Genomic DNA, 11,085 nt, shown 5'->3' with positions numbered 1-11,085 from the left:
AAGGCCCGTTGCACGGGACCGCGTCGCTGATCGTCGAACGGCCAGTAAATGTTGTCGATTGGATGGCCGGGCCAAAGGTGCTCGCGGCGCGGTCGCAAACTACACGTATGCACCGTGAAACCTGCCTGCTCGAGCTCATCGGCGAAGGATCCGACGACTCGTTCTGCGCCGCCGTACTGCGCCGACGGTGGCATCGAAGAGAACTGCACGACCACATATGGTCGCGTCACATGCTGCCCCACCAGACGATCTCGATGATGTCACCTGTGCCGAATCTATTTCGCGGACTGCGGCAATAGATCAACGATTGTGTCCCGCGAAAGACGCACGAACGTGGTCGAGTGAACGTTCATCTTTCTCGGGGAGGTCTTGCGCCGTCAAGGTACCTCGTAATAGTTCAAGCAAGCGGCTTTCCGTGAGTTTTTCGTCAGCGTAACCATTGAGGCACGCGGAAATAAAACCTGGCGATAGGTATGGGCTCGTCAGTTCATCTGGCCAGGTAAGGCCCAAGCGTAGATAGTCGCCTGCTCGCGGTTTGGACTCGCTCAATTTTTGGAAACCCTCGAAATCCATAACACCCACGTTTTTAAGTTGACCGAGAGTTGCGGCCCAGCTTAATCCGTAGGTGGCACTTACTGCGAGTGCTCGATCTCGATCGGACCAATTGAGGTGCTCGTTCCAAACCATATGCATGCCCGCACGCGGGGCAAGGAAGTGGATGGCAAACAAATCGATCATCTTCTCACCATCAGGAGAAGCGGAAGAGTCGTAGGCATCCCCGCACAGCCAGTGGCCGAGTAGATGGGCGAGGGTCATGCGCCGCCGACCAAGAGGGGCATCTGAGTTGATCACCGCTACGCCAAGGTCAAGGACGTCCCCAGTTACCTCCGCGTACGCGCCATCAGGGCCTGCCTCGCCGAGCGAAAGGGAATAAGTGTGAAGCCCAAGGCTTTCACACGTCTGTCCGATGTCTCGTACTGCCTCGTATTGCGTCTCGAGATCCATGCCTAAGCGCGAACGAATCGATTTGGCCATTTGCTCAGCACCGGTGGCGTTGTCAGGGGTGCGCTCGCGCGCACGCGCCATCGGGGTGATCACACCCGTCTCGACCAGCATCCGGAGATCCCCGGCGAATTGGTCCAATTCGATGTCGAGGGTACGAGAAGTGCTGTGCAGCAGCCCGGTGTCGGCGCGTCGCCGCGCCGCTGCGGGCGCCGGAGAGTCAACAAAAAAGGACAACGGCCGGCCGAGCACGTGCGCGATGGCTCCGAGCTCGGTGACACTGAGTTTGCGCTCGCCGTCCTCTAGATGCTTGATGGCCGTCCGATTCAGGCCGACGGCCCGGCCAAGGCCCTCCTGAGTGATATCTGCAACGTCGCGCGCCTGCGCAACGCGGCGTCCCAGGGTCAACTCGTCCACACGTGTGATATTCGCATACGCGCGGAGATCGTGTCGATAAACGTCGAGTGGCCTGTCGCACAGCTGGCCGAGTGGCGTTGCTGTCCGGCACCGGCATGCCCGATCGCACCGGAGATTGATCCGGCAACTGACAAGGACCACCAAAGCAGGTTGACCAACTCGGCCTCTCGCCGAAGGCCTGCCGCAAGAGATTCCAGACCGCTAAGTGAACTGCACATAGGGTCTGCTTGCCGCCCCCGCTCGTTTTGTTGTTGAAGACGAGACATTATTGATGGTCTTACCGCAGGAAGAACTGCGCAACGCCCCCGTACTGGCGATGGGTGTGAGTGGCCGCGAGCGGATTGTCAGCAAAACGGTACTCCACATAGATTTTGCGGATCTTGCGGGCCAGGGCTGGCGGAATGTCGGCGATCACCGCTTCCTCGAGCGTTTCGATGTCGACTTTCAGGATGTCAATCACACCGTGGCTAGCGACGATGTCCTCGAGCAATCGTCGTGAGTTGCGACACGTCACTGTGATGGAGTTTTCCCAGTCCGCGTCGACACCGCCGTATCGCCCGGTCTCTTCCCAGCCGAACTGCACTTCGCCGTCCTTGGGCCCTACCGCAACCTGCTCTAGCGTGTACCGGTCGACGAATCGGGTTAGGTTGCTACGCAGGCGCACGACGTTGGACGGCAAAGGCTCGTAGAGATACGCATAAATTCCAGGCCCGCGGGATAAGAAGTAGCTGGCCGAAATGCCGATGTTTGACCCAAAGTCGACCACCACCCGGTCCTCTGCGTCGGCCTTATAGTCAAGCCGGCAGAAGATTTCGTTCGCTGTCCGGACGTCATCCGAGGAATACAGCGTGAAGTCGACGATCCCCAGCGGTGTACGTACCTGGGCTGTATATGGATAATTACCGCGCGTGGACAGGTAGCGTCCAAACATCTGAACGGGAGCGGTGTAGACGCCGATCATATTGCGTAAAGCCGTATAGTGTCGGCGCTCGGTTACCGCTTTTGCAATCGTCGTCAGATCGCGGCCGCCTACAAGCATTCTCGGTCTCCTGGGTTATCGCGCGGTTCGTGGCGAATGGTAGACCGCGCCGCGTTGCTACTCGCAATCACGCGCCAATTTTCTTCTGTATGGGCTCTGCTACCGGCTCGAGCCGACGTTCCAATTCCTCGAAGTTCAGGGCACTGCTGAGTCCTCGCAATACGAGTGATTTGTCTGTTTGCGACGGGTAAAATGCCGCTGTCAATTGAACAGAACCGTCTGGCAGTGTGTACGCGTAGATCGTCATGTGTGACTGATCGGCAGGTTGGCCAGCCACGGCGAGGTCAATATCGTGGGAACGCGTCCACGAAATTTTGGCTAAAGCCGATGCCTTGGATTCCGAAATCGTTAATACTGTTTTAGGCGATCTGATTGACCGGCGGGAAGATTGTCCGCTTTTTCCGGTTCGTCGAGCAAGGAAAGACCGTACCCGATTAACTACCAGATGAGCCGCCACCACGAAAAGTGTATGGTGCGAACCAGCTGTCTGACGAAGTGCCGAAGAGAATTCTTCCATCGAGCGGCGCCCGCCAATATCGACGCGAACGACGCTGAAGAAGTTGGCTAAGGTAGATTTGTTGGGTGGCAGAAACCGGCGAAGATCAACCACGACTTCCAGCGTATCGTCCAATACGACCCCCGCTTCTTGCAGGGCGCGATAAATCGACAGCATGAGTATAGCGGCAGCGGAAACATCAGGATGCTTCGAGTCGCGATATCGGCGAACCTCCTGAATAAATTCAGGACTGCTCTTGCACCACACCGCGACATATCTCTCGTCTTGGTATTCGTCTCCAGCCGGTTCTGACGGCGCCTGGCGCGGCCGATGAACAAGACGCGCTACGATTTTTCGAAAGAAGGGCCACGCCGGTTTCCACAGTGCGAGGAACCCTTCGATAAATAGGCGTGGCGTCGTCGTAGCGAGATAAAAAAGCGCCGAGATCAACGGGTTTGTCGTGGTCGGCGGCGCCAGCGGCTCGACAAAACCGCTATCGACGTCACCACGTGACACTGCGGCGCAGATTTCGAATACCACATGTGAGTCGCCGACACCGTGATCGCACGCAACGCACAAATATTCGCCCACTTGCGTCGCCCAGATCGGAACTGGCAACGGCTGCCCGGCAACTAAATCGAGGACTTCCTGCATGTTGTGCTGGCCGGAGACGTCGACCGACTGCGTACACCACGACCCCGGTTCAGCGGTAAAGTCCCATTTTCGACTTGTCGCGGAAGGCACCAAGCCAACTCGGTATTGCGGTCCGCGCGCCGCCATCCTGTTGAGGACGCTGGGCGCGCGCTCCGCAGCGTCAGATATGGCTGGGTTGATGATCACAAAAACTGGCGCCGACGCTTCAGCGGTCGATACGTCAAGCCGCCCCACCTTATGTTTGATAGACACCGAACCCCCCGTAGTTCGCAGACACTCGACCAAGGGTCGAGCACGTATAAGCGGCCAACCGATTAACTCCGCAGCGGTCACCTAGGAACGATTGCCCCCAACAGTTCCTGCCGTGCCGTCACCGATGACGTGTCCCCTCGGACAGAAGCAGTTCACCGGACAGCCGACCGCGGGCCGCAGCGTGGCTGATCTTGTGATCCCGGAGATCCGTCTGAACGAGGAGGTCTTTGCACCTTCTGGCATATTACAGCGCAACTTGAGTCTACGAGTGTGACGCGTGGCGCTGCCTTCTCGGTTCTGCGTATCTCTGAGCTGGTCTCCGCGCGGCGGCAGCATCCCAAGCGCTTGGTCCATCCGATCGGCCGGGGGACCGCGCCTCGTGCAACCTTTGTGACTCCAGTGAACCAGAGTGAAACCTGTTGTAATTCGTAGAATCAGCTGAAGATTTGCTAAGACGTGCGTGGCGGCGCGCATCGCGAACCCCGCCAGTCTTAACCTCGGAGTATGAGCACCAGGTACTACCTGCAGAAGGTGCCCGTCGAATCCGTCGAACCGGGCTTTTCTCTGGCCATTCCTCATGACGGCGATTACCGCCTGTTTCAGGTCGAATGTACCCAGATGTCCCATCACGCCGGGCAACCCGTGACGTTCAGGCTCGCCTCGGAGCCGGTCAACGGTGGCGATCCGTGGGTCGTGGAATACGAAGAGGGCACCGCGGTGATCCGAATCCTCGGGGTTTGCGAGGCCGCTTCCTAGGGGCGTCGTTATCCGGGCTTACCGGCGGCGACGAACTGCAGTGCGCGCTGGGTCTGCTGTTCGATGTCGACCAGGCCCGCCGAGGTGAACAGGTCGACAAAGTCGTGGCGATCGAACATCCTGAGTCCGATCGTGCTGGCAGCCAGGCTCAGGGCGTGACGTACCGGCGGGACTTGTCCCGCATAGCTGGTCAGGATCGCGATGCGTCCCCCTGGTCGCAGCACGCGCGTCATTTCACGGGCGACGCGGAACGGCTCGAGGATGAGATACAGCGCTCCGAAACAGCAGACGGCATCGAAGGTTTCGTCGTCAAACGGCAACATGCGGGCGTCTCCACGGACATAACACGTCCGGGGGCCGCTGTTGTCCAGCACGGCCCGAGTCAACATGGGTTCGGAAATGTCGAACCCGACGGCAAGGCTTCCCTCCGACAGTTTGTCGGAGAGCGGCGCGGTGAAATTGCCTGGCCCGCAAGCGACGTCGAGCAAGGTCTTGGCGCTTCGCAAATTGAGCGCCGTCGCCGCGCGGTACTGTTCGGCTCGCGTCGTGACGCCGCTGGCAACGTAGAACGAGGTCGGTCGCCACAGTCGCTCGTAAACGGTTGCGACCACGGGGCTGTTCATCGCGCGCTGCGCAAAGGTCGGGACCGGGGATGCTGTCGATTCGCCCAATACGTCGAGAAATCCGTGCCGAAGCACGGCCGTCGTGTTGAGCAGACTCCGAGTCAACTCGATTCGATCCTGGTTATCGATCATTGCGGTCCGTTCAGGAAGTGCTGCGTGGGCGCTGCAGACCTGACGCCAGGCTAGTGCGCCTCCTTGCCGCCGCAGCAGCCGACGCCATAACCTGAGTCGCATCAGACCGCGAGCTGAGCCAGGCGCTGTGGCGGATTGGACGGGATGGCCGAATTAACCGGCGCGGTGGCCGAAGAACTCGCGGCCATGGACATCTTCGAGGGATGCCCGGCCGAGGACTTGACGCCGCTAGCGGCGCGGGTCGTGCCGCTGCGGGCGCCCGTCGGCCAGGTGCTGATGCAGCAGGGTGAGCAGCCCGTGTCGTTCCTGCTCATCTCGTCGGGAAGCGCCGAGGTCAAACACGTTGGCGGCGACGGGGTCGTGATCGCCGAGCGGGCTGGTCCCGGCATGATCGTCGGAGAAATAGCACTACTGCGGAACATCCCGCGCACGGCAACGGTCACCACCACCGCACCGGTGACCGGATTCATCGGTGACAAAGAGACGTTCGCCGAGATGGTGCAAATTCCCGACGTCATGGACCGGTTGCTGCGCACGGTGCGACAGCGTCTGGCGGCTTTCATCACGCCGATCCCGATTCGGGTTCGTGACGGCACCGCGCTGCTGCTGCGCCCGGTCCTGCCCGGCGACGACCAACGGACCGTGCGTGGGCACGTCCAATTCTCCAGCGAGACGCTCTACCGCCGGTTCATGTCGGCCCGGATTCCCAGCCGGGCCCTATTGCACTACCTGGCCGAGGTCGACTACGTCCACCACTTCGTCTGGGTCGTGGCGGACGGCGCAGACCCGGTGGCCGATGCCCGCTTTGTCCGTGACCAGAGCGATCCGACGGTCGCCGAGATCGCGTTTCTGGTCGCCGACGCCTATCAGGGCCGGGGCATCGGGAGCTTCCTGATCAGCGCGCTATCCATCGCCGCCCGCGTCGGCGGAGTTGAAAGATTCTCTGCGAGAATGCTTTCCGACAATATAGCGATGCGCACCATCATGGACCACTACGGCGCGGTCTGGCAGCGTGAAGACATCGGGATCATCACTACGGTGATCGATGTGCCCGGCCCGCGCGGCCTGGCCTTCGGGCGTCAGATGGCCGGGCAGATCAAAAACGTTGCGCGCCAAGTGATGGAGGCAGTCGGCTGACCCGACCGCGGCCATTTCCGGGGATTGGCGCGGCGGTGATCGTGCTGGCCGCCGCGTGTGCCCCGGGCGCCGCGCCGGCGCCGTCGGTCACCGCGCCGTCGTCGGCGCACACCACGGCCGTCAACCCGGCGCACATCAAGGGCGTCGCCCGAGATCTGCCGCCCGGCTATGAGGTCACCTACGGCATTCCCAGTGCCGCCTCTCCCCGGGTGATCTGGGGTCTCGACTTCGATGTCGCGACCATGCCGGCCCAATGCGCGGCATTGGCCGACCCCGGCGCCGGGCGCGATCAGTCCGCCCAGGGACTGTCAGGGTCGGGCGCCGGCGGCATCATCGACGCCGTGGTGGTGGCGGTGCGGCCCGGCGCGGTGGCTTTGGGCGACGATCTGGTCGCGGCATGCGGGCAATGGACCATGACCGCGGGCCACAGCACGGCCGCCGTCAGCCTCACCGACGCCCCACACATCGACGGCGTCGAGACCGTCGCCATGGTGGCGGATATCCGGACCTCCGTAGAGGCCGGCACCGAAATCGATTCGCGGACTTACACATTCACTGCCTACCTCGGCGACTATTACGCGTTCACCACGCTGACCACCGATCCGGGGTCGGTGCTGCCGCCGCTGACGCCGCAATTCGCCGCGGATCTACTGGTCAAAACGGTGGCGACATTGCGCGGCTGAGCAGCCGCACTTGGGTAGATTGGCGACGATGCGCAAGGTGGTGCTCGCGGTGGCGGCGGTGTGCTGGCTCGCCGGCTGCTCGTCGGGCGCCGCCACGTCCACCAAGGCGGACATTGCCAAGGTCGCCAACGTGAAGTCGAGCTTTGGACCGGAGTTCAAGGTCACCGACATCACTGAGCGCGCGATCGATCCGCAATTCTTTGCCTCGCGCAAGCTACCCGACGGCCTTACCTTCGACCCGCCGAGTTGTGCGAAGGTGGCGGGCGGCCCGGACATGCCGTCGGGTGTGCAGGGCAACATGGCCGCCGTCTCCGCCGAGGGCAACGGAAACCGCTTCGTCGTGATCGCGCTGGAGACCTCTACCGCGCTGCCGCTCACCGACCCGGGCCCGGACTGCCAGAAGGTGGCCTTCTCGGGGCCCCAGCTGCGCGGTGGTATCCAGGTGATCGACGCGCCGAAGATTGACGGCACGCAGACGCAGGCGCAGCATCGCGTGTTGCAGGCCGTCCTCAGCGGGACGACCCACACCGGCGAGCTGTACACCTACACGTCGCAATTCGGCGATTACCAGGTGCTCGTCGTTGCCAACCCGCTGGTGATCCCCGGTCAGCAGGTTGCCGCCGTCGACACTGAACGCGCGCGCGATCTGTTGGTCAAAGCGGTTGCCGCGGTGCGGTCCTAGCGCGACGGCGAGCGCCGGTACGGCGCGAGTGAGGAGTCGGGCGATCAGTTTCAGCGCACGTCGCGCGGCCGGAACTGGATGCTGACCCGCGGGCCGCAGGCCGTCGACGTCTTGGGGACCGCGTGTTCCCAGGTGCGCTGGCATGATCCGCCCATTACCAACAGATCGCCGTGCGCCAACGGCAGCCGCAGCGACGGGCCGCCGCCGCGGCGTCGCAGCGCGAAGGTTCGGGTCGCGCCCAGGCTGACGATGGCGACCATGGTGTCCTCCGAGCTGCTGCGGCCGATGGTGTCGCCGTGCCAGGCGACGCTGTCGGAACCGTCGCGGTAGCAACACAATCCGATTGTGGTGAACGGTTCACCAAGCTCGCCGGCGTAGATGTCGTTGAGCCGCCGACGCAGCCGGGCAAGCTGTGGATGCGGTGGGTCTTCGACCGTCAGGTCGTGAAAACTCACCAGTCGGGGGACGTCGACAACGCGGTCGTACATCTGCCGGCGTTCGGCGCGCCACGGCACGGCGGACAGCAGCGCCTCGAGCAGGTCATCGCAGCCCGTGAGCCAGCCGGCGCGGATGTCGATAAAGGCACCATCACCGAGGTGCCGTCGCTCGTTGTGCTCGAAGAGCGAGCCCTGTACCGCGATCGCCACGGCTATCAGCTTATCGCACATCCGTTCGATCGCCCGCGCGCGCCGCCCGGCACGGTTACGGTTTGACCTGTGAGCGGTGGCGAGTTGGGTACCAATTCCGAGGTGGGGGCGCTGCGCGTGGCCATCCTGCACCGCCCGGGCCCCGAACTGCAAAGGCTCAACCCGCGCAACAACGACCAGCTGCTGTTCGATGGCCTGCCCTGGGTCTCGCGCGCGCAGGACGAGCACGACGAGTTCGCCGGGCTGCTGCGTGCCCGGGGCGTGGAAGTGCTGCTGCTGTCCGACCTGCTCACCGAGGCGCTTCAGCACAGCGGGGCGGCCCGGATGCAGGGGGTTGCCGCCGCGGTCGACGCGCGTCGGCTCGGCGTGCCTCTGGCGCAAGAACTTTCGGCCTACCTGCGTGGGCTGGACCCGGTCCGGCTGGCCCATGTGCTGATCGCCGGCATGACGTTCAACGAGCTCCCGTCGGACACCCGCACCGACGTGTCATTGGTGTTGCGCATGCATCACGGGGCCGATTTCGTCATCGAGCCGTTGCCGAATCTGGTATTCACCCGGGACTCGTCGATCTGGATCGGGCCCCGCGTGGTGATCCCATCACTGGCGCTGCGCGCGCGGGTGCGCGAGGCGTCGCTGACCGACCTGATCTATGCCCACCACCCGCGGTTCACCGGTGTGCGGCGGGCGTACGAATCGCGCACCGCTCCCGTCGAGGGCGGCGACGTGCTGTTGCTTGCGCCGGGTGTGCTCGCGGTGGGGGTGGGGGAGCGGACCACCCCGGCGGGTGCGGAAGCCTTGGCGCGCAGCCTTTTCGACGACCACCTCGCGCATACAGTGTTGGCGGTGCCGATCGCGCAGCAGCGCGCCCAGATGCATCTGGACAGCGTGTGCACGATGGTCGATACCGACACCGTGGTGCTATACGCCAACATCGTCGACACGATCTCGGCGTTTACCATCCAGCGCACTCCGCACGGCGTGACAATCAGCGACGAGGCCCCCTTTGTCGAGGCGGCCGCCGCGGCGATGGGGCTCGAGAAGCTGAAGGTCATCCATACCGGCTTGGACCCCGCCGTAGCCGAACGCGAACAGTGGGACGACGGCAACAACACGCTGGCGTTGGCGCCCGGTGTCGTTGTCGCTTATGAGCGCAACGTGCAGACCAACGCCCGCCTGCAGGACGCGGGCATCGAAGTGCTCACCATCGCCGGGTCGGAGTTGGGCACCCGCCGCGGCGGGCCCCGTTGCATGTCTTGTCCGGCGGCCCGCGATCCGCTCTAGCTTGTGGGCTTCGTGGCGCCGCCGCGGCGGCCGCCGAGATTGCCGTCATGGTCGTGATCTGGCTGGAATCACAGCCGTCCCGGCAATCTCGACGCGTGTGCGGCGGGCCAGCGCTTCGCGTGTCCGATCAAGGACGACATTCGGCCGATCCTCTTTGATCACCCGGATGACCTTCCAGCCCAGGCGGTCGATCAGTTCCCACTTTTGGATGTCCTTCACGTATCGCGTTCGGTCAGTTCGGTGCTGGTCACCGTCGTACTCGAGCGCGACTTTCGGGTCTTCCCAGCCCATGTCAAGGTAGGCGATCAGGCGGCCATCAGATATCCGAATTTGCGTTACGGGCCGGGGTAGGCCTGCGTCGATGAGCAGGAGCCGCAGCCAGCTTTCTTTGGGTGACTCTGCGCCGCCATCCATGAGCGACAGGGCTTCCCGGCATTGCCGCACGCCCCTCGTGCCCTTACTGCGGGTGATCAACGGCACCACATCCGGATTGATCAGTCCGGTCGCGGCCGATAACGCGTCAAGGTGAGCGACTGCAGCGCTTCGAGGCAGATGGCGGGCCAAATCAAATGCGGTGCGCGCCGGAGTCGTAACGGGCAGGCCGGCCATCTGCACGATGTCCTCGGAACTGACCCGTTCGCGTCGAATTATGACGCCCGGCGGTGCGTGATTGAACGGCCCTATGAGCTCTACGGGGGTGAAATCGTCGATCCATTTCGCTCCATACAGCGCGGCGGCCGCTCGGCCGGCGATGACACCCGTGCGGCCTGACCACAACCAGGCCGCGTGAATGTTCGCCCGCAACGACCTCGGTACTTCCTTTGGGAGATAGACATCGCGATGGATTTTCCGGTAGTTCCAACGTAATTGGCCTCGGGTGAGGCTGCCGCGGGCTACTGCTTCACTTCCGAGGACGACCAGAGGGGAACGTGTCATGAGGCGATGATGATGGGGGTGACTGACAACTCTCGTCGAGATTGCCGTGATGGTCGTGAACTTGGCGAAATCACAGCCCTCACGGCAATCTCGGCGTGACGGCGGGGCGAGGGGCGGGCGCGACGGGCGCGCCGGGCGCGACGGGCACGCCGGGCCCACGGGGCCCTATCGCCAACTGGGCAGCCAGATCTCCATGTTCCAGGTCTGCTGTGAAATTGGCAGACCGGTGAGCACCGGAAACAGCCACGCGAAATTCGTTACGACCAACGCCACGTAACAGCACACGGCGATCAGCCCCAGCGCCCGGCGCTCGACGCCTTGACGCGGCTGGTACAGGATGTCGCCGAG

At 63.1% G+C, this 11,085-nt stretch carries 12 protein-coding genes and 1 pseudogene; 5 read left to right on the top strand and 8 right to left on the bottom strand.

What is annotated here, in order from left to right; translation table 11 throughout:
- The 4 genes from JO236_RS00065 to JO236_RS00050 all read right to left on the bottom strand — a co-directional run.
- On the bottom strand, nt 1–209 hold a 209-nt coding region (locus JO236_RS00065), incomplete at its 3' end, for a hypothetical protein (protein WP_293323052.1).
- A 91-nt stretch (nt 210–300) separates the two neighbouring features.
- The gene (locus tag JO236_RS00060) at nt 301–1,419 is read right to left on the bottom strand and encodes an XRE family transcriptional regulator (RefSeq protein WP_293323050.1); all 1,119 of its coding nucleotides are present in this window, start codon (nt 1,417–1,419) and stop codon (nt 301–303) included.
- A 277-nt stretch (nt 1,420–1,696) separates the two neighbouring features.
- Complete coding sequence (locus JO236_RS00055) at nt 1,697–2,458, bottom strand: FkbM family methyltransferase (protein ID WP_293323048.1); 762 nt, start codon at nt 2,456–2,458, stop codon at nt 1,697–1,699.
- A gap of 67 nt (nt 2,459–2,525) precedes the next feature.
- On the bottom strand, nt 2,526–3,860 hold the full coding sequence (locus tag JO236_RS00050) for a hypothetical protein (RefSeq protein ID WP_293323046.1): 1,335 nt from the start codon (nt 3,858–3,860) through the stop codon (nt 2,526–2,528).
- Nucleotides 3,861–4,364: 504 nt separating this feature from the next.
- Between JO236_RS00050 and JO236_RS00045 the strand changes: the two genes are divergently transcribed.
- A complete protein-coding gene (locus tag JO236_RS00045) occupies nt 4,365–4,616 on the top strand; it encodes a hypothetical protein (RefSeq protein WP_293323044.1) in 252 nt (83 codons plus the stop codon).
- An 8-nt stretch (nt 4,617–4,624) separates the two neighbouring features.
- On the opposite strand, the gene JO236_RS00040 is transcribed toward JO236_RS00045, so the two are convergent.
- Nucleotides 4,625–5,371 (bottom strand): class I SAM-dependent methyltransferase, encoded by a 747-nt coding sequence (locus tag JO236_RS00040; protein WP_293323042.1) that lies wholly within the window; start codon nt 5,369–5,371, stop codon nt 4,625–4,627.
- A gap of 144 nt (nt 5,372–5,515) precedes the next feature.
- On the opposite strand from JO236_RS00040, the gene JO236_RS00035 reads away from it, so the two are divergent.
- The 3 genes from JO236_RS00035 to JO236_RS00025 are packed head-to-tail and all read left to right on the top strand — an operon-like array spanning nt 5,516 to nt 7,873.
- The gene (locus JO236_RS00035) at nt 5,516–6,508 is read left to right on the top strand and encodes a GNAT family N-acetyltransferase (RefSeq protein ID WP_293323040.1); all 993 of its coding nucleotides are present in this window, start codon (nt 5,516–5,518) and stop codon (nt 6,506–6,508) included.
- Complete coding sequence (locus JO236_RS00030) at nt 6,505–7,191, top strand: DUF5642 family protein (RefSeq protein ID WP_416362119.1); 687 nt, start codon at nt 6,505–6,507, stop codon at nt 7,189–7,191. The genes JO236_RS00035 and JO236_RS00030 overlap by 4 nt, the downstream gene beginning before the upstream one ends.
- Nucleotides 7,192–7,219: 28 nt before the next feature.
- Nucleotides 7,220–7,873, top strand: coding sequence for a DUF5642 family protein (locus tag JO236_RS00025; RefSeq protein WP_293323038.1), 654 nt, complete (start codon nt 7,220–7,222; stop codon nt 7,871–7,873).
- 50 nt (nt 7,874–7,923) lie between these two features.
- Here JO236_RS00025 and JO236_RS00020 read toward each other — a convergent pair whose 3' ends face one another.
- Entirely contained in the window at nt 7,924–8,520 is a 597-nt protein-coding gene (locus tag JO236_RS00020; RefSeq protein ID WP_293323036.1) for an alpha-ketoglutarate-dependent dioxygenase AlkB family protein, read from the bottom strand.
- A gap of 69 nt (nt 8,521–8,589) precedes the next feature.
- Between JO236_RS00020 and arcA the strand changes: the two genes are divergently transcribed.
- Nucleotides 8,590–9,801: an arginine deiminase gene (arcA, locus tag JO236_RS00015; RefSeq protein WP_293323034.1), complete on the top strand. Its 1,212-nt coding sequence runs from the start codon at nt 8,590–8,592 to the stop codon at nt 9,799–9,801.
- Between the two features lie 45 nt (nt 9,802–9,846).
- Here arcA and JO236_RS00010 read toward each other — a convergent pair whose 3' ends face one another.
- Together JO236_RS00010 and JO236_RS00005 are read right to left on the bottom strand one after the other, a co-directional pair.
- Nucleotides 9,847–10,737 carry a hypothetical protein gene (locus JO236_RS00010; protein WP_293323054.1) on the bottom strand — a complete coding sequence of 297 codons (891 nt, stop codon included), beginning with the start codon at nt 10,735–10,737 and terminating at the stop codon, nt 9,847–9,849.
- A 165-nt stretch (nt 10,738–10,902) separates the two neighbouring features.
- Nucleotides 10,903–11,085 (bottom strand): annotated as a pseudogene (locus JO236_RS00005) (dolichyl-phosphate-mannose--protein mannosyltransferase); the annotation flags it as partial.

Origin of the sequence: Mycobacterium sp. (assembly GCF_019247635.1) — a bacterium.
In the GTDB taxonomy this organism is placed as follows: Bacteria; Actinomycetota; Actinomycetes; order Mycobacteriales; family Mycobacteriaceae; genus Mycobacterium.
Note: the sequence above shows the minus strand (reverse complement) of the source record. Positions and strands in the feature narration are given on the sequence as shown.

What these genes read in the sequence shown, in the direction of transcription:
- JO236_RS00045 (WP_293323044.1), top strand. Translation starts at nt 4,365, where the DNA reads ATGAGCACCAGGTACTACCTGCAGAAGGTGCCCGTCGAATCCGTCGAA.
- JO236_RS00010 (WP_293323054.1), bottom strand. Translation starts at nt 10,737, where the DNA reads ATGACACGTTCCCCTCTGGTCGTCCTCGGAAGTGAAGCAGTAGCCCGC.
- JO236_RS00025 (WP_293323038.1), top strand. Translation starts at nt 7,220, where the DNA reads ATGCGCAAGGTGGTGCTCGCGGTGGCGGCGGTGTGCTGGCTCGCCGGC.
- JO236_RS00035 (WP_293323040.1), top strand. Translation starts at nt 5,516, where the DNA reads ATGGCCGAATTAACCGGCGCGGTGGCCGAAGAACTCGCGGCCATGGAC.
- JO236_RS00055 (WP_293323048.1), bottom strand. Translation starts at nt 2,458, where the DNA reads ATGCTTGTAGGCGGCCGCGATCTGACGACGATTGCAAAAGCGGTAACC.
- JO236_RS00040 (WP_293323042.1), bottom strand. Translation starts at nt 5,371, where the DNA reads ATGATCGATAACCAGGATCGAATCGAGTTGACTCGGAGTCTGCTCAAC.